This window comes from Blautia stercoris (assembly GCF_054657695.1).
This window is the reverse complement of sequence record NZ_BAAHYF010000003.1, coordinates 249894-268887: the sequence shown is the minus strand read 5'-3', so window position 1 is coordinate 268887 and position 18994 is coordinate 249894. Positions and strand designations below refer to the sequence as shown.

Below are 18994 nucleotides of genomic sequence, written 5' to 3'. Positions count from 1 at the left end.
ACATCACATCATCTTTGATTTCTTCATTGTTCAGTTCTTCGATTTTCTGCAACAGTTTTTTCTTTCTGCTTTCCATCTGCTTTATGGACCAGTTCTTTCCCTCTTCTTCCCTTGCCCGGTTAATGGCTTCTACCAGCTGCTCTGCCTGCTCTTCCATCATGGCTCTTTGCCGGTCAGGGGAAATGGCAATTCGTTGGAACTGAGTATGGCCAATAATAATACAGTCATAATCCCCTGTTGCCATTCTGGCAATCATACGCCTGCGGTTTTCCTTCTGAAAATCTTCTTTTCTGGTAATCAGGATCTTCGCATCTGGGTAGGCGCGCAAAAATTCTGCTCCCATCTGGAAGGTCAGGTGGTTCGGAACGGTAAGAAGGGGTTTCGTTGCCAGCCCCAGCCTCCTCATCTCCATACAGATGCAGATCATTTCCAGAGATTTACCAGCGCCTACCGTATGGGCAAGCAAGGTATTTCCTCCACACAGCAATGCCCTTGCCACAGCATTTTTCTGATAAGGACGCAGCTTTAGCAGAGGGTTCAGTCCCGGCAGTTTTAATAAGAGCCATCATAGCTTCGTTGTCTGTCGCAGTTAAAGGTTTCATTGTAAAAATCCACATATTTTTTTCTGCGCTCCGGCTCCCTTAAAAATCCAGTCCCGGAAGGCTTCTTTTATCTGCTCCGCCTTATCCCTGGCAAGCATGGTTTCCTTCCGATTGATCACATAACGTATTTTTTCCCCTTCCTGCACCCGATCCCTTATGGTCACAATCCGGCTGTTTAACAGTTCCTCTATAATGCTGATCGCATCCATAAATCTTGTGCCATAGGTTTGTCTGGTACGAATGGTTCCTCCAAAAAAGTTTCCCCTGTCAATATGGTAAGACATATCTGCATCTAAGCGCTCAATCTTGAGGGCATGGCCACTATGAGCGCAATAGTTTCTCTGGTTGCTCTCCGGGATTTCCAAAAGCTCATAGATAAACTGTTCGTAATCCTCATTTTCAATCCAGGTTGTTCCCAGTTTTACACTGATCTCAGGCGCTGTCAGTTCTTTTGGCTGTACCTTTTCCAGTGCTTCCACGTTGTCTACAAACAAGGGATTATTCTGCGCATAAATCCTAGCAGTACGGAGCTTCTGCCGCACATTGCCGCTTAAATACTCATCTGCGGTTTCCCACCCTGCATTGGGATCTTCTTCTTTTGCCAGTACCGGGTTCTGGTAGATTAACCCTTTTAATTCCTGGAGCATTTCTTTCCTGTTTCCCGGACAAAGAGAGAGCATATAGGGAATATCCACCCGGTTATATTCTGACAGACTGATATGCAATGCTTCCTGGGCATTTTCCACTTTGTCTATCACATCTCTGGGGCGTATGGTCCTTTTGTAAAAAATATCAGCTTTGGTTACATTTTTGTCCTCGTCAACCACTTCCAGGGAAGAAAGCAGGGGATAATCATTGTCCTGCCGGAACGCCATTTTATTTGTCCGGTCACAGAAATATCCATGCGTTTTCACAAAGGCATCATACAAACGGTTTAACTGTTCCTGTGCCTTTTTCAGTTCCTGGTCAGAACAATTTTCCTGCTGTATCTGTAAAATTTCACGCACCAGAAGGCGGATCTTATGCATGGCACGTATCCGACGCTCTCACACTTTCCTTTACCTGGCTCCGGTATAAAGACTCCCCTTCCCGGTAATATACTTCGTCCTGTATCACCGTAAACGTATAATTAGGTATCTCTGGAGAAGCAGCTAAGACGTCCTGCTCTTCCTTCTTTTTTTCTGCTATGCTTTCTTCATAACAGTTTTTAGGAAGCTCTCCAACTGCGTCCAAAATTCCTTTTTCCAGGTCAAAGTCTTCCGCTTCATTGACCAGGGCTGTATATTTGGAATCTTTCCCGAAAAACTGTTCAAACCAGACCATTTTCCCAAGCATCATTTCCGGGTGTTCCAGATAATACTCATTCACCGGCACCATGTCTTCTGTAAGCCCTGTATAAGTCCAGATCGGCTCCCCAATCGAAGGCTCTGCTTTTTTCTGAAAAAACAAAAGGTCACTGGTAACTGCGGTATTGGCGCTCTTTCCAAAAGAATCTGCCGGAAGCCGGACTGCCCCTAAAAGGTCTGCCTGTTCTGCCAGATTTTTTCTCACAGTGCTGTCATTTTTATCCAACGTCCCTTTTGAAGTTACCACTGCCAAAATGCCTCCTGGCCGAAGGAGGTCCAGGCTTTTCCGGATAAAATAATCATGGACTTTCAGCTTCATCTTTTTATATCGGGGATCATACAAGCGGAAGTCCCCAAAAGGCACGTTTCCCACAATCACATCAAAGCTGTTATCCTCAAATTCCGTTTTTTCAAATCCTTTGATCTGGATACTGGCTGAAGGGTGGAGCTTTTGTGCAATCCTTCCGCTTATGGCATCAATCTCCACACCATAAAGCTGGGATTTTTGCATATTTTCCGGAAGACCATGAAAAAAGTTTCCAATCCCCATAGCCGGTTCCAGAATTTTTCCCTTCTGGAATCCAAACTGCTCCAGGGCTTTATAAACCCCCCGCACGACTTCCGGCGGCGTATAAAAAGAACTGTTGACACTGGCCCTTGCCTGGGCGTATTCTTCTGCGGTCAACAGTTCCTTCAATTCCTGATATTCTTTTTTCCACTCCGGGCGTTTACCGTTAAAAGCATTTGGCAACCCGCCCCACCCTACATACCCCGCAAGAATTTCCTGTTCTTCTTTTGTGGCATTTCTCTCTTCCTGCTCCAGTGTTTTTAAGATACGGATCGCCCGGATATTTTTCTGATACCGGCTTTTATCCCCACCGGTAAACTGAAGCCACCCTTCTGGGTAATAATAATCTCCGGCTTCTACCTTACCTTCTGTCTGGACAGAGGTTCTTCCTTCCTGCCAAAGCTCTTCTTTTTTAAGAATTTCGCTATATTCTTCCCATAATGCAGGAAACCAGGGAAGCAGACGGTACATATTCTCCTGCTGCTCTAAGGTTTCTGAATCTTCGGTATAGGCAATCTGGTCCTCCTCTGCCAGATGTGCAGTAAGCCCGCCAAACTGATCCCAGGAAAGTTCCTGCAGAAAATCTTGGCTTTCCGGCAGGGTGATCTTAATCCCATTTTCCTGAATACAAAGCTCATAGCTTCCATGTTCTGTCCGCACCAGATAATAAGGCTGGCCTTCCGGTACTTCCCGAAGCAAAAGCATCTTCAAAAAATGGTCTTTTTCTTCCGGTAGCTGATTGGTCGTATAGACCAGACAGAGCATTTTCTTTAAAATATCCGCCTGGATATTCTGTTTATAAAAGGCTATGCCAATCTCTTCTAATGGGATTGGTTCCTTTTCCTCAATCACTTCCTGCACTTTCTCTGGCTGTAAGGTTTCTTCCTCTGTTTCTTCCCCATTTTCTAAGGCTTCCTCCGATACAGATAACAAAGGAAGATAGGTCCCTTTTTCAATCCGTTTCCCAATTTCCAAAGAAACTTCGTCCCAGTACCAGAACGCCTCCTTCATGGAAGTTCCCTCACTCCAAAGAATATAAAAACCACTGGAACCGCTTTCTGCGGTCAGGATACCGTCTTTTGTATGGGCTTCTCTTTTTACATCTCCATACAATTCATAAAGATAGGCTTCCCGGTCTGTTTCCTCTGGATTGTTCCGGTAAAACTCATAAATTTTATATGGTATCTCCTGCCCTGTCATTTCCAGAAGGATTTTCTCTTTCTGCCAGTTTTCCGGCTGTGCAGGTTCTATCTCCCCAGACAGAAAAGGAACCGCCGAAGCAGTTCCTTTCTCTGTATCCTCTTCTGTTTTTTCCTGTTTTATCCGATCCTGGGGTGAATGATCTCCTCCATAACCTGTTTCTGCGCTTCCATGTCCGCCTGTATCCGAAGGTTGGTCATTTCCAACGTATTGTAAGGGTCGGTCCTGTCCTCTCTGGTCCAGGTCTTCAGAAGACTTTCTGCCAGTTTCTCGTGGTATTCCTCCGCTTCTGTCTGGATTTTCATAAGCCGCTCCATCAGTTTCCCGGACAGGAGCATCATTTCGTATTGTGCCTGGTCCGTTCTCTTCATTTCCTGTGCTGCGATCCTGCCGTAACGGTTCAGGGACGCCAGTATCTTCTCCTCGCTCATCACGCCCTCTAAGACTGGTATCTGTACGCCATTCATTTCCCTGTACTGGATTCCTGCGATCCCTTCCATAATACTGCCTCCTTTCAAGGTCTATGTTCTTCATGGTCCTTGCAATCTGTAACACAATCCGCCCAGATAAATGGGATACTAACCGTCCTGTCCGGTACAGAACCTCCTCATTCTCTGAAAAACCGCAGATAAAAGAAAAATCCAGGGTGTCATCTCGGATACCGCAGCGGCTTTCCACCGCATAACAGACACTGTTTACAAGAAACTCTGTAATCTGGTTTTCTTTTACCTCCTGTCCCTCTCCGGTAAGGACAGCCAGCTTCTGCAAGGATTTTAAAATTTCATATTCCTCTTCTATCATAAACCAAACATTTGTTCTTGTAAAGGCGTCTAAAGAATTTTTAAACTTTTTTTCCTGTTCGTAGATTTCCGGGAACAGCTCCCTTGCCAGCAGTCTGCGGTTTGTCCCATTCACCTGCCAGTTCCAGGGCCGGATTCCCTGTCCCTTTACATCTTGAATATCATAAACATGGGTAACTCCTTCCCCGAAAATTTTGGAAGGAAATACTGCAATTCCTTTACTTCCTCTGGCAACCGGCAAATCCATTTCCAGCCAGGCATCATATCCTGCAAGAACGGACGCATCTGGGCGCTGGGCATATACCATACAGGTATTTAAGAAGTCCAACTGATACAAGCGCCCCATGCAGGAAAGAAAATTTTTCCAGGAATCCTCCGACTCTGAAATCCAGTGTATGGTTTCCTCATACAGTTCCCGTACTTTTGTGATATGCTTCATCTGCTGTTCCTTCTTTCTTTTACAGGTACCAGTTCTTTTGCAGAAATATCACGATAGGAAAAATCATCTGCCCCCAGCACGATTTTTTCTGCATAATAATCTGCTTCTGCTTTTGCAGTTGCCTCCAGTTCATTCCTGCCCCGGTATCTTACTTTTTTCTCCAGGACTTCTGTTATGGTCACTTCATATTCTTTTTCGTCCATGCTTCTCCTTTCTTACTGCAAGCGGCTGGGTCTTCCATACAGCCCAATGTTCGACGGATTGAACGGGTCATTCACTACTCCACGTCTGCTGTTGGCTGCATGTACCATTCTGCCATTACCAACATAAATTGCCACATGGGAAATATTGCGGAACTGCCCATTCTGCTCATAAGAATAAAAAATCAGATCTCCCGGCTCCAGTTCGCCTTCTGTAACTTCCAACCCATGTGTTACCATAAATTCTCCCTGGGTAGAGGCAATCGCCGGAAGGGAAATGCCTACCTCCTGATACAACCGCTGTACCAGGGAACTGCAATCATAATATCCTTCCTCATACCGGTGTTCCTGACTGTATTTGCAGCCTACCTTCGTCAGTGCCAGATTTGCAACGTCACTTCCTACGCCAAAGGAAGGGATCTCATTTCGGAATTCCTCACTCATGACTTCCCTTAAAAGTTCTTCTTCTTTTTCGGTCAGCTTTCCAAGTGCAATATAGTCCTCATAATTCAGGTTCTTGACGTAGCAGCCCTTCTTTGTTACCGTAATCTCATTTTCGTCCCCATCTGCCAGAAACGCTTCAAAAGTCTGATGTCCCCAGGCAGACGCAGTTGCATGATCTGCACAGAAAACATCAAATTGTACCCCATACCGGTCAAATGCTCCGGTATCTTCTACGGTATATTCAATCCCGTTCATAATGATCCTGGTTCCCATAGGGACAAAGGGGTTTTGTGCATCTACTGCAATGGTATGGTCCGGTTTTGGCATGACACCGGAGGCTGTAGGTCCTCCTGCCCACTGTCCACAACAGATACTGCACTGGCAATAACCGCTGGTGACAACATTTCCCAGGCTTTCCCCTGTCTTTATGGTGGTGGTTATGGTCGTGTTTTCAAAACTGTTCATTTCATCAAAGATTTCCTTCAGCTTGTCCTTATGCCGCTGATCCATATCCACACCTATATCCCCGGTTCCATACTTCACCATATAAACCATTAAAGTATCATAGTAATTACTCACATAATTCCCGTTTTTCTCATGGAGATAGGTAACTGCCCCATCTTCCCCATTTTGTCCAAGTTTTGTATTAAAGTCCATGTAGTAACCGCTTAAAACTTCTCGGACGGTAGGGTTCTCCTCAGACGGATTTGGCATGAACGCACCAAGTGGCGAACAGTATAAGAGGAAAAAGATAATCACTACAGGGATTGCCACCACAAGAAGAATACTGAACAGCGGAGCCAAAAGCGCCCCGGCAAACTGGACCACCTTCAGCATAAACACAGAGGCTTTCATCTTTACAATATCTTTTGCCACCTGTGCCAAACTGTCCTGCTGCCCATTTCCGGTGAGCTTATTGATCATATACTGGATTTTTCTCTGCCGGACTGCCTGTTTTTTCTGTTTCTCCATCTGTTTCTTTTTCACTGCTCTTGTTTGTCTGTAAAACTGCTTATTGGTGATCTTCCCATCTGCCTGTTTTACCTTTAATTCCTGCTCTGCCTTTCTATAATTCCGATCCTTCCACAGCTTTTCTGCCGGTTTTGTTGCTGTCCCCATGACATAAAGGGAATCATTGACTTCCTCCCCGCCCTCTAACTGGGTCAATATAGCAGCCTCTCCCCGGCGTACCCCTTTTATGGCAGTCTGCTTCGCCAGGGAAGATTTTTTTGTTTCCGCCAGCTTTGCAGCCTGTTCCCTCCGATACTGTTCCTTCGCCTGGAAACCAGCAGAGGGCTGACTGTTTGGTGCTACCCCCTGTTTCATCTGATCCGGCTGTAAGGTTCCCGGTACAGATACGGTGCTTTTGGCCTTTCCATTTTGTTTTCTATCTTCTGCTGCTCCCCGGATTGCTGCCCCTTTCCCGGCTTGCTTTTTCTTTTCCTTTTGTTTTTCAAACAGCGCTTCTCTGCCCTGCTTCGGCTGTTTCCCTTTTTCTGCCCCTTCTTTTTTCTTTCTCTGCCCTAAAAGATCGGCCACCGGCTTAGAGGTAAAAGCAGCTTTCTTTTCCTTTGCAGATAAAATAGGATTTTTCTTATGCACCGTCACCTGGGCTTCTTTTTTTAATTTCAGCTCCGGCTCTTTTTCTTTTTTTACCTTAATCTCCAAAGCAGTCCCCCTCTCCGGGGTTTAATTCTTCTGCCTGATACCAGAGCGCCTGAAACAGATACCCCTGTTCCTTTTCTCTGGGTGGTGGACCGTACTCCTTTTCCAATTCCTGAAAGGCTTCCATAAGGTTTCCGGAAAATTCCTGGTAATCATCTTCTGTCAGGATATATTTTTCACTGAACAGTACCTGCTCCAATTCCCCCACTTCTACCAAATGGTCTATGTCTTCCGGGGAAAGTGGCGGTCCCAGTCTGTCATAAGTCTTTTCTTTCAGGTAGGAAAACTGATAAAGTTCCGTCTGCTGCGGTAAAATCTTCTCCTTACTGCCATCAAAGAGCAAAAAAATAGCTTCCGCTTTTAAGAAAACGGAAACCTCAGCTTGCTCACCATATTTTAGTGCCTGCTCCTTAGAAGGAAACTCCAGCCAGTCCGGAATACGGATTTCCAGCATCCAGGCTTCATACTGCAGTCCAAAAGATAATTGATATTTTGCGATAATTCCTCCTCCCTTCCACTACAAATAGTCATAATAAATCTCATTGGTATCTTCATGAAAGGACAATTCATACTGTCCGGGGATACCAGGATCCTCCATCCACCAACGGAAAAAAGCATCTACATCTGACCATAAGCGGGAATTGCACTGCCTTCCTGCAGCTTTCCTTAACTCCAGCATTTTAGCAAAAGCCCGCCGGTAAGCCCTCTCATAGGTCGGGAAGATGCGGAACTCCCGGTATCTTTGTTTTCCTGCCATAGGACAGTCTACACAGCCAACCCAGTGAAATCCCATTTCGTAAAGAGGGTTCATGGGTATTTTCTCTGCCTGGATATACTCCCAGACCTGCTGGTCACTCCAGTCAACAATGGGATTGCATACGTGTTTGCCCCTTGACAGGCATGATTCAAAGAGTCGCCTGGTATCATCATTATCATTATTTAAAATAATGGCACGTTTTTTTCCATTTGGGACAAAGTTTTCATAAATCCCCCTGTTTTTCCTCCGCTTTCGGCTTTCTGCCCACCGGACACCTGTGGTGATAAAACGCCCAGCCCCACCATTTTCTTTTAGAACCTCACAACAATACCGGATAGTCCTGGTAGGAGGGATCATTTTCATGGGGATCAGGCTCCACATAGTTATCCGCTGCCCTTTATAGTAAGGTTTATTGATACTACAAGTTATACCGGCCTGTTCTGCCTTCTGAAACTGTTCCCTCACATAATAAATAGTCTGTGGGGCATCTGCAGTAGTCAGGTTGTGCATCAGTTCAACTGGCACGCCGGAACGCCGTACCAGTTCCCTGCATACGGCGCTGTCTTTTCCTCCACTGTCCGTCACTACCAAAGGAAGCCCATAATGTTGCAGGGACATCTGGCTGGCAGTGCGGATACGTTCTATTGCTGTTTTTTCTAAATCCAATTTTTTTCAGGAGGGAAGATATCTTTTACATGGCCAAAACTCCGCCTCCTTTCCTAATTTTATCTGCCGCCCCTTTTTGGCGGCTCATATCCATCTGCTGCATACGCTTCTACGGTCATACCGTATGACTCTGCTTCCTGTCGTATCTCTTCCATAACCTGTTCTTTGTATGATTTATCCGGACAGGCAGTTGCAAAATCCCGGATATCCGGCATACAAGGCAGCTCCTTCCCTGTATTTAATGCAATCCTGCTTTCCCGGATATAGGCAAGCATGGCTTCCTGATATGCTTTTCGTGATGCGTCCCCCTGCGTCAGTAAAGGGACTTTCTTTTCTATTTCCTGTTCTTCCAGAACCGCTGTTTCCAGTTTTTCCAGGTTGCAGAAATACTGAAGGGTAGGAAGCATCTCCTCCAGTACCCATCTCATTTGCTGTTGTTCATGTTCCCATTCTTCTGTTGTCCTGGCGGTCTGTTTCATAAGCTGCTGCCCTTCTTCTGTATGGAGATAATAATCTGCAAATGCTTTTACATGATCCAGCAGATTTCCTTCCCCGTCACCAAAATCCTGGCGCCCGGTATAAGACATGACTTCCCCCTCTGAGAGAAAACAGATTTCAAAATGTGTTTTGTAATAACCTGCCATATCTTTCTCTTCCACTGCCTGCCGATCCAGCTTTCCGAACAATTCTACCGCTTGATTTAATGGCATGGCTTCTTCCAATGGAATGTCCGGGTGTTCACTGATCCGCACATACACAAAGGGTTTCAAGTCCACCGGCGGAATAAGTTTTACCTGTTCCAGTGTTGTCTTTAGCTTGTCTGCCTGTTCTTTCAACTCTGATTTCTGCTCAAATATCTTGCTTCCCAGCCACCTGCTGTATTCCTCTTTTCCGTCTTGACATAAGGCTTTCCATATAATAGCTTCCTTATGTTCTGCTTCTTTCGGATAAAAGGTATGGTAAAAATCAGGGTCAAGATTTTTTTCCAGTTTAATCATTTCATCTGCAAAAACAGTAGCCTCCAAGGTTTTCTCTGTTAAAAGCCCTTTGGTATCAATGACTTTTGTTTCCGGAAGATAAGCACTCAGTTCCCTGGCAGCTATAAAAACCTCTGGGTATTGGTTTTGATCATAGATATCTCTCAAAAGATCCACATCCAACTCCCCGTTATAAACCAGGGAAAATTCCAATGGAATACCATCTTCTTCCTCCACATGAAGCCCAATTCCTTTTCCTGCATTCAACCTTTCAGAAGGAATACTCTGATAGATCTTTACTGCCTCTTCTGCACTGTGGATATCCTCCCTGTATTCTCCATAGCGGTTAAATTCCATACATTCTGCCACATAATACGTTGTCAAACGTCCGGTGGCATTCTCGCCCATCTCACCTTTTTCCACGTAGCAATACCTCCTTTTTATGCACAAAAAAAGCACTACCGTTTTTAGCGATAATGCTCTTTGTGTTACTTCTTATTTTCTTTTTAAATGATACAGCCATGCTCAATCAGCTTCTGCTGTCTGGTCGTTAAAATAGAATATTCAAGGCTTTCCCTGTCTTGATGCAAGTAAAAACAAACAGGTTCCCTTAATTTGCTCTTTTTCGGAACAAGCTCAAAGGCAAATTGCCCACTGTCAAACCGGGCACCATCAAAGTATCCCTGAATAAACCGTTCTTCCGTATTCCCACTATGTAGCAATTCATCAATCATTACTACACCGATATAGTGTTTTTCCCTTAGCGAAGCCTCAATCTCTGCAAGGTAATCAAAAGGAGGCTCGCTAGTCTTCATAACCACAAGAATATTTTCTTTTTCTTCACTTATCACAATCATATCAAAGTTATTCATCTAACTTACTCCTTTCTCCTAATTTCTAAATCACTTCATAATATTTGTCTATTAACTTCAGTGCTCTCTTAATCAAATCATGAGCCTCTTGCACATCTAATATTTTTGTTGTATCTAATGGTGACGTCGGATCATCCCAATGCTCTAATGCATGGCGATTATTATGATAAAATGTATAGATATTTCCAATATATTTTACCTGATCCTGTTTTGCATTTCCATATCTATCTGGTTTCAACTTATACTTTGTACCATCTTTCTCAAACATATCGAAGGTTTTATCCTTTATATATCTGGCATTAGGTATAATATCACATTCTATTAATGCTATTTTTAATTGCGCTTCTATAACACGAACTGCTGGTTGAGCTAGATATGTCCCCTCAAACATATCTCCTTTAATTTTCAAATTATATACAGCCTGATGAAGGGATCTAGCCATTTTGGGTGATAATTTATCATACGAGTTTGGCATATAAAATTGAAACTCAGAACGCACTTCATCTTTATCTATATTAAGATTATATGTGCTATTAAAAATTTTAGGAATTTCTTCTACATCTATAAGTTCAGTTACATATCCTATAATCTTAGAAAATAGTAATTTAGGTTTTCCCTGCATTACTACTGTATTATTTTTTCCGTAATGTCTTACAACCACCTTATCTTTGTTTTTGCACTTCAAACAAACGGATTTTCCATGAGCAATATCTTTTTCTTCTATAAATATGTTATCTTTTCCGATTTCTTCAATAACAATTTCTATAATGGCTTTCAAATCTTCAATAGCAATTCCTTCAACTGTAAACCAAAAATCGCCTCTTTTAACTTTAGGAATCCCATTACCTTCTGTTAAAGCAGCTTTGGCTAATTTATCTGCTTCTTCATTATAATGATCTCCAGAATGAGCTTTTACCTTTTGATAAGAAATTTTTAGAATATCTGATTTACTCTTCATAAAATTTGCATATTTCTGAGTAAGTGTATTCTTTGCCTTCCATTCTCCTTGAGCCCACTTTTCAATTCCTTCATAATCATAACGAAGTTCTAAGTTATGATAACCATTCTTAATTGCCCATTGTACTGCATACATAGCACCAAGCATTTCACCAGCAACATTTCTAATTGCTAAAGAGTCCGGTTCATTTCCATTTCCTGATTCTCTAATAGTTTCTCCTCTTGGTGTAAGAATAATACACCCAAAAGCATATTTTCCTATTTTCTCATCAAAACTACCATCTACATATACAACTAACTGGTTTGTTGTGTTCTCTTCTATATCTACTTTTTTAATTTCTTGTATCCTATTCTCTAAATAGTTTTTCGCTTCCTCTTCTGTTTCAAAACCTTTATACTCTGCTCCCGGATATCCACTTACCGACTCTTTACACTCATTCCATGAATAAAACAAACCGGTTTGCTTACCCTTTTTTACAGCATAAACTTTTTTCTTTGCCATGTATACTCCTTCAAGATTTGGGATTATAGCATAATACAACCTGTTCGTCAAGAATTTTATGTTTACACTTTGACGATATTTGTCTATTTAGCTACTTTTATTTTCTGTTTCTTATTTTATTATACATGTTCTGTCAAAACCTGTCAATGTATTTCACTGTTGCAATAATTAATGTACCTTCTCTTTCTCACTCTTTACATAAGGAAGAGATTGCTCTGCTGCTACTTCTTCCATTTGAAAGTATTCTGGCAGTATGTTTTCTTCCCTGAAACTAAAATACCGGTTCTCAGCCACCACGATATGATCCAACACCTCAATCCCCATAAGATTGCCGGCTTCTGCCAATCGCTTTGTCACTTCTATATCATGCCTGCTTGGTTCTGGATCACCGGAAGGGTGGTTATGTGCCAAAATGATACTGCTGGCATTGGATAAAATCGCAGATTTGAATACTTCTCTTGGGTGAACCAGTACACTATTTAACGTTCCCATACCTACTACGTTGACATTAATAACCTGGTTTTTTGTCCGAAGGTTTAAAATACAGAACATTTCCCGGTCACAATCTTTTAAAAAATCCTGAAAGAGTTCTGCCACATCACAGGGATTTTTTAATTCTTTACTACTGTATAGAGGAGGTTCTTCCACCAGGCGTATACTTACCACATCTATTTTATGTGTCTTCTCCATGTTCTTCCTTTCCAAAACAAATCTCCAGCATAATTCCCTCCGGCAGATTTTTTAAAAGTCTTTCCAACTGTTCTAAATTCATTTCTATTTGATATGTTTCAGCCATTCTGCCACCTTTCCCATGATATACAAAAAGAGTGCCTGATAAAAGAACTGCACTCTTTTTGTCCTATCCTTTTTCTACTTTACCGACTTATAATTTTTGCTGTTGCCTAATTTTTTCTCGTCTGTCATACCTTTTCCTTTACAGATAAAAGAAAAAGTTCCTTTCAGATTACATTACTCCTGCTTTGTCTGCAACGCCTTTTCGTGAAGGTTGGTATTGAAAAGCGCATACAGCGGATTGGCTTCTTTTTCCATACGGTTATCAAATGGAATACAGGTATTTCCATACTTAATGATCCCCGTACCGGAAGGAGAATTATCTACATATTTTAATTGTGCTTCTGGAATTCCTGCTGCAGTGGATAATTCCTGACTGTCTACATTGGACTGCTTTAACAGGGCAATAAACTCACTGTTCCCCAGCATGGTCATGGCTGTATAGTTCTGCAGCATATCAACCAAATTTTGGGTGATTCCTGTGCATAGTCCCCCTTGCTTCCTCACTTTTTTCCAGAGGCTGAACAAAAATTTCGCACTATACTCCCGGTCAAGAACCGTATGGAACTCATCTATATAAAGCCAGGTTGCCCTTCCTTTCTTTGCGTTTTCTGCAATCCTGGCACTGATATTTTCCAGCATGACCAGAGTGGAAATGGCTCCCAGCTCTTTCCCCAGGTCCCTGGTACCATAGACAATGAACCTTGCCTGTACATTCACATTGGTATGGTTATTGAAAATATTTAAAGAGCCATTTACAAACAGCTCCAACGATAAAGCAATGTCCTTTGCCTCTTCTTCTGGCTGCTCCAACAATAACTCATAAAATTCTGACATGGTAGGGATATGCTTTTCCCTTGCCTTTGCAATGTCGATATACAGCTTTCGTACACAACGGTCTATAATGGATTTATGGCGGCTGTTTAGATTATCCCCGTAACATTGTTCACACAGCCCCAGCATAAATTCCCCTTTATCTCGGATATATCCCTGGGAATCGTTTAAATCCAGCGCCCAGACATCCATCTCCAAAGGATTGATGTAATTCTTTGTATAGGTAGACAGGTTAATGATTGCCGCCTGGTTTCCCAGGGCTTCTGCAATATCAAAATATTCCAGTGTCGGATCGATACAGATAATATCATCATCTGTTCCTAAGAACACCTGCAGCATTTCCGACTTACTGAAATAGGATTTTCCGGAGCCGGGGACACCGAATACCATTCCATTTCCATTTGCCAGTTTTTTCCGGTTTCCAATGCAAAGGTTATGAGAAACCTGGTTAATGCCATAGCAGACGCCGGACTTTTCGTTTAATTCCTGTACATTAAAGGGAAGAAGGGCTGCAATATCCCTGGTGAGCATGGTCCGCATTGTGCTGATCTGCCGGTTTCCCACTGGAAGTATGGTATTCATAGCTTCCCTCTGCTGATAATAGTGGGTTTCAATCTGGCACATGCGTCCATTGCCGATATTTTTAATGGTTTCGGTTACACTGTCTAACTCCTTCTTGTCCTCTGCCATGATCAAGAAATTAACCCCTGTATAAAACAGGTTCTGGTCATTTTCCCGCACGTCGTCCATAAGATTTACAATCTTCTCCTTCTGGACTTTCTTGATATGAGAAATGTCACTGGAAAAGTCGTTATTTTTATTACGGACTCTCTGCTGCTTTAAAATATCATTTTCAATGCCCAGATATTTCTTCTGAAGAACCTTATTTGCCAGTTCTTTTGGTACTGGTACAATGCAGATTGTAGTGATGCTATGAACCGGAAGACTGGTAATCTCATTTAAAAAGGTATCCGATAAAGAAGACGGATATTTTTTAATGAATAATGCCCTGCATTTTTTCCGTTCCGTTTCAAAATAACCTGGGTAAAACTGCATATACCCTGGTGAAATATCATTTTTAGGATCACCGCCCTTTTTTAACGCCTGTCTGAAATCAAAGGAGAATTGTTCTTCTTCCCCTATACGGTAAAAATTGAAAAGTACCCGCAGCCGCTCTTCTGCATTTAATTCTTCAATGCAGGAACCAAGTTCTCCAAAGTTCTGTTTTAAGGTAGCTTCAAAAGTGGCAAAAAATGCTTTTGCCTGTTCGTAGGATTTCCGTTCTACACATACAGTCAGCAGTTTTTCCTGCTCAATCCCCTGCCTTCCATCTACAATGCGCTTTTCAATAATCTGATTATAACTTCCACGCAGCCAGTTAAAACCATCTCCTTTTTCCTGGAAAAGTACATGCTCCCGGAAATCCTGCATATTTTTATTCCGATTAAAAATGGTAATAAGAAAATATATATCAATGGCATTTACCGTCTTACAATACTGCTTTAAAATCCGCATCTGTTCTTCTGCACCTGCGGTTACATAGTTAATATCCAAAAAACGGTATGTCCTGGAATATATCCCCTTCCCTACTTCAAAAATGCCATTTTCTGCAATTCTCCCAATCCCCATGACTTCCTGAAGATATTTCGGGGATTTTACTGCTTTATCTGCTTTTTTTAACTGGTCAAACTTATCTGAAAAAATTGACAATCTCTAATTTCCTCCTTTCAGGCAGATGGGACCACAAACACAGCAGCTTCCATCTGCCGCTACATGTCTGTGTATCCCTCTCCTGAAATGGAGAGCAGGCGCTATTTCACGCCTTGATTGAATATTCTGGTCAACGGTACATCTTATACCACACCGCTGCTGCCGCACCAAGTACAATCATCACTACCGTTACAATTCCCATACGGATTGCCTTCTTTTTCACCACGTTGACATCACCACCTTTCTTCTCTTTTTTCTGTTCCTTTTTCCTTTGCTGTACTTCCCGTTCTTCTTCCTGACGGGTTTCCATATAAATCTGTTTCAGTTCCTGCACCGATTCCGTAGAGCCATACACCAAAGGGCGGTTAAAAAAGGAAAAATAAATCATCTTCCCTGCAAACTGCCAGAATGTCAGCCCATGATAGTTATAAAACCCAGTCAGTGCCAGAGGTACAACAAAAGGGGTTGCCACATAACAGCTCAAAGTAATCCCGATTTTTTCATACAAAAGCAGGACAATCCCAGTTCCTACGCCCAATGCCAATGCCGAAAACAAAAACTGTTTTGCTGTAAGTCCTAGAACCAGGGATTCTTTATAATGCTGTAGGTCCTCACTTAATTCAATCTCCATACATAACCTCCTGTATCTGTTTTTTATCTGCTCTGTCTTCGCTCTTCCTGCATGGTTTTCTGTAATCCATGTTGATTGCAAAAGGCGGCAACCCCAGCCTGGTCAAACTTACGCAGCTCCTCCAGATGAAATTTCACCACCGCGTACTGCCCCATACCGGATTGTGCCTTCCAGGGAAGCAAAGTTCCCAGTCCATGCTCCTGAATAAATTGGATATTTTCCTTACTAAAATCACCGCTGATACAGGCAGTTCCAGGTTCCAGGCAATATCCGGGAAGGTTTACGGTCAAATCTGAAAACGGTTCCCACGCCCCATCTTCCTTACTATACAGTTCCACATAAAGGTTCTGGTTCATTGCGTAATAATCTACCCGCAATGCCAGTTCTTCGGTTTCATACGCCCATTGAAAATCTGCTGTTTTGATTTCCTTTTGAAATTCTGGATTCTTTACTTCTCCCCGTTCCTGGTATGCCTGCTCATAGGCTGCATATCCCTCCGGGTCCAATTTCTTTAAAGTTTCTTCCTGAAATTCAAACAGTGGATATTCCATACAGCCAGAACAGCAGATTTCTTCTTTTAACTGTCCAATCCCGTTTTTTTTGATAAATTCTACGATCTGCTCCAGATCATAGCCTGGGAGCAAAAAGGTCTGGTTCTTTTCCAGCGGAATTCCCATATCTGTGGTCAATTCAAAAAGTTTCCATATCTCTTCCTCTTTTTCCGTATACACACAAACTTTGATGTTTTTATCAGCCGGATAAGTGGCAACTTCCAGCCAGACCTCATAGATCTCCCCATTGCCAAAATCCAGGCTGAGTTTTTCTTCCTGTTCCATTACATATCCTCCTTTCCTACCGGCTCCTGCCCTTTGCAGACAGAAGCCTTTCTTTTCCCTTTTCAAAATATTCTTCATTAATTTCAATGCAGATTGCATTCCGTTCACTGGAAAGTGCTGCTTCCCCCAGGGAAAACGAACCTGCAAACTGATCCAGTACCCACTCCTTTTCTTCTGTTACAAATCCGAGGATCTGCTGCAAAAGTTGCACTGGTTTTTCTGCCTGATGAATACGGGAGTTTTTCCCTGGCGGTTCAATGTCAAAGACCGTTGGAAGCATTTCCCTGGCGCCTGACATATAGTGGGATATTCCGGGCTCCGCCTTATCCTTTTTCGCATCTGGGCGTAAATTCCTTGCCTTTCCTTTCGTAAAAAATGCAATCTCTTCCGTATTTTTGGATTTTCTTCCCGTATTGGCAACAAAATTTCCTTTTTTCCAGGCGACTTTTGCATAATATTCAAGTCCTGCTTCTTTCGCCATTTTTTTCATCTGATAGAGGTATTCATAATTTTCCCCGTTTTCTTCCGGCATGAACTCTACCAGAAAGCACCCTTTTTTCAACACCCGGTATTTTTCATCAAAGTCTTCCTGCGTATATTGAAAACATTCATAGGCCGCAAAATCCCGGTTTCCCCCTTTCAGGCTTTTTTTCAGGTCATAAGCATGGTCTGTAATAATGGCATCTATACTGTCATCTTTTAAAAAGCTCAAATCCCTGCCATTTCCCTGAACCAGCATACAAGTTACCTCTTCTCCGTCCTGTTCTTTGGTAACCGTATAGACTCCTTTGGCTACCCTGGAAAAAAGCCCCTTTTCTATTCCCTCATAAATTCTTGCCCGGATACTGGGTTCTTTTACCTCTTTTACCTGTTCTACACAAGCCACTGCTTCTTTAAGGCTGAAGCATTCCGCGTCCTGAAAATATTCAAAAAGTGTCATCTGTATCCCTTTTTCCTGCACAATCCTTTCCTCCTACAATCCCAGTGCCCTGGAAGTCAGGTTCTGCGCCCCTTTTACAGTGCCTACCGTCAGCGCAACCGTAAAGGTCATTTCCCCCAAATAAATCAGGGTTTTGGCCCAGTCCTCATAATCTCCGGTAAAGGTCGGAAGACCGGAGGAAATAAACTGGTTACACAAAAGGATTGCCAGTGCCATTGTGACTGCCTCAAAAACAACACTGATAAAATATTTCATATAGGCTACAAAGGTATTGCTAAGCCCCCGGTTTCCAGCCAGGGTACTGCTGGCAATCGCCCCAAAAGGTACAATTACCATGATTTTCAAAAAGCGGAAATAAACATTGTACAGCAGGAAGAAACCACAGATAATAACGATTAAAGACAGGAAAACAGCAAGTATCAAAAACACGATACTGGTTCCAAATCCCAAATCTTTGATTACTTCTGCCTGCGCCGAGTCAATGGATAACTCCACGCTCTGGTTTTGCCCCAAATGCCCCACCAGGTTTCCACAGGAAGTAAACAGGGCTTTCATAATGGTAATGTTATAAGATACCAGCCACTGCGCAATGGCAACCCGGATAAACATACGAAGGATTGCTTCAAACCGGATTTCTTCCCGGATATCTACCGACTCTGCACAAAACCCTATGACGAAAAAAAGGACTACCAGGGCAGAGCCTATCCCAACAAAAAGGGGTTCAATCCCTTCAATGATCCCCCAGGGCCCGCCTCCTTTGAACCCGGTAGGGGACTGTCCTAAAAGTTCAAATACGAGGCTGACCTGGTTATTCCAAAATCCAAACACGATTTCCAAAAGTGCAAGGATCGCCTCTCCTAAATTAAACATCACTTCACCTCTCTTCTTATCTGCTTATCTCAAAAAGAAGAACGGTTTTAGCTGATTCCCAGGAAAGTAAGAACGGAGGAAATGGCTGCCATAATAAGCCCTGCAACAATTCCTTTAATGGCACTGTTCATAGAAGAGCTGTCCTGCTGCTGGTAAGCCTGTGCAAATTCCATCACGTTTTTTGCCAGGATAATCACACCCACCGCACCGATAATACTGATTACCAATGTTTTTAAGTTCATAAGCGGCTGTGTCACGTCACTTACCCCGGAAGCCATGACCGTCTGGGGGAACAGGGAAACAGTGGCAGCGCTTACTGCCAGGACTCCCAGTAGAGATTTTTTCAAGCGGTTCTGTTTCTTTCTGATAACCTCTTTGATTTTCAT

Annotated in this window: 18 protein-coding genes; all 18 read right to left on the bottom strand. The window is 42.9% G+C overall.

Annotated elements, in window-relative coordinates:
- Positions 1 to 499 (bottom strand): hypothetical protein (locus ACYQ2D_RS17305; RefSeq protein ID WP_459786339.1); only part of this gene is annotated, 499 nt, incomplete at its 3' end.
- 99 nt (positions 500 to 598) lie between these two features.
- Positions 599 to 1630 carry a hypothetical protein gene (locus ACYQ2D_RS17300; protein WP_459786338.1) on the bottom strand — a complete coding sequence of 344 codons (1032 nt, stop codon included), beginning with the start codon at positions 1628 to 1630 and terminating at the stop codon, positions 599 to 601.
- Positions 1623 to 4955 (bottom strand): N-6 DNA methylase, encoded by a 3333-nt coding sequence (locus tag ACYQ2D_RS17295; protein WP_459786337.1) that lies wholly within the window; start codon positions 4953 to 4955, stop codon positions 1623 to 1625. The genes ACYQ2D_RS17300 and ACYQ2D_RS17295 overlap by 8 nt, the downstream gene beginning before the upstream one ends.
- The gene (locus tag ACYQ2D_RS17290) at positions 4952 to 5158 is read right to left on the bottom strand and encodes a DpnD/PcfM family protein (protein ID WP_055056107.1); all 207 of its coding nucleotides are present in this window, start codon (positions 5156 to 5158) and stop codon (positions 4952 to 4954) included. The genes ACYQ2D_RS17295 and ACYQ2D_RS17290 overlap by 4 nt, the downstream gene beginning before the upstream one ends.
- 12 nt (positions 5159 to 5170) lie before the next feature.
- Complete coding sequence (locus tag ACYQ2D_RS17285; protein ID WP_117887185.1) at positions 5171 to 7267, bottom strand: C40 family peptidase; 2097 nt, start codon at positions 7265 to 7267, stop codon at positions 5171 to 5173.
- Positions 7257 to 7718 (bottom strand): hypothetical protein, encoded by a 462-nt coding sequence (locus ACYQ2D_RS17280; protein ID WP_025577477.1) that lies wholly within the window; start codon positions 7716 to 7718, stop codon positions 7257 to 7259. The genes ACYQ2D_RS17285 and ACYQ2D_RS17280 overlap by 11 nt, the downstream gene beginning before the upstream one ends.
- A 63-nt stretch (positions 7719 to 7781) precedes the next feature.
- Positions 7782 to 8639: a phosphoadenosine phosphosulfate reductase family protein gene (locus ACYQ2D_RS17275; protein WP_117467777.1), complete on the bottom strand. Its 858-nt coding sequence runs from the start codon at positions 8637 to 8639 to the stop codon at positions 7782 to 7784.
- 107 nt (positions 8640 to 8746) lie between these two features.
- Positions 8747 to 10087 (bottom strand): LPD25 domain-containing protein, encoded by a 1341-nt coding sequence (locus ACYQ2D_RS17270; protein WP_459786336.1) that lies wholly within the window; start codon positions 10085 to 10087, stop codon positions 8747 to 8749.
- A gap of 83 nt (positions 10088 to 10170) precedes the next feature.
- A complete protein-coding gene (locus ACYQ2D_RS17265; protein WP_021650936.1) occupies positions 10171 to 10536 on the bottom strand; it encodes a type II toxin-antitoxin system RnlB family antitoxin in 366 nt (121 codons plus the stop codon).
- A 25-nt stretch (positions 10537 to 10561) separates the two neighbouring features.
- The gene (locus ACYQ2D_RS17260; protein WP_117467691.1) at positions 10562 to 11995 is read right to left on the bottom strand and encodes a ribonuclease H1 domain-containing protein; all 1434 of its coding nucleotides are present in this window, start codon (positions 11993 to 11995) and stop codon (positions 10562 to 10564) included.
- Between the two features lie 168 nt (positions 11996 to 12163).
- Positions 12164 to 12685, bottom strand: a complete 522-nt coding sequence (locus ACYQ2D_RS17255) for a JAB domain-containing protein (RefSeq protein ID WP_055173282.1) — start codon at positions 12683 to 12685, stop codon at positions 12164 to 12166.
- The gene (locus ACYQ2D_RS17250; RefSeq protein WP_255610470.1) at positions 12669 to 12791 is read right to left on the bottom strand and encodes a hypothetical protein; all 123 of its coding nucleotides are present in this window, start codon (positions 12789 to 12791) and stop codon (positions 12669 to 12671) included. Before ACYQ2D_RS17250 ends, ACYQ2D_RS17255 begins: the two co-directional genes overlap by 17 nt.
- A gap of 173 nt (positions 12792 to 12964) precedes the next feature.
- Positions 12965 to 15331, bottom strand: coding sequence for a VirB4-like conjugal transfer ATPase, CD1110 family (locus tag ACYQ2D_RS17245; RefSeq protein WP_055173279.1), 2367 nt, complete (start codon positions 15329 to 15331; stop codon positions 12965 to 12967).
- 130 nt (positions 15332 to 15461) lie between these two features.
- Entirely contained in the window at positions 15462 to 15962 is a 501-nt protein-coding gene (locus ACYQ2D_RS17240; RefSeq protein ID WP_055056111.1) for a PrgI family protein, read from the bottom strand.
- 23 nt (positions 15963 to 15985) lie between these two features.
- Entirely contained in the window at positions 15986 to 16798 is an 813-nt protein-coding gene (locus tag ACYQ2D_RS17235) for a DUF4313 domain-containing protein (RefSeq protein WP_165853162.1), read from the bottom strand.
- 16 nt (positions 16799 to 16814) lie between these two features.
- Positions 16815 to 17759, bottom strand: a complete 945-nt coding sequence (locus ACYQ2D_RS17230; RefSeq protein ID WP_243009853.1) for a DNA-methyltransferase — start codon at positions 17757 to 17759, stop codon at positions 16815 to 16817.
- A gap of 12 nt (positions 17760 to 17771) precedes the next feature.
- On the bottom strand, positions 17772 to 18608 hold the full coding sequence (locus ACYQ2D_RS17225; RefSeq protein WP_117467693.1) for a VirB6/TrbL-like conjugal transfer protein, CD1112 family: 837 nt from the start codon (positions 18606 to 18608) through the stop codon (positions 17772 to 17774).
- Positions 18609 to 18655: 47 nt separating this feature from the next.
- On the bottom strand, positions 18656 to 18994 hold the full coding sequence (locus tag ACYQ2D_RS17220; RefSeq protein ID WP_021651237.1) for a hypothetical protein: 339 nt from the start codon (positions 18992 to 18994) through the stop codon (positions 18656 to 18658).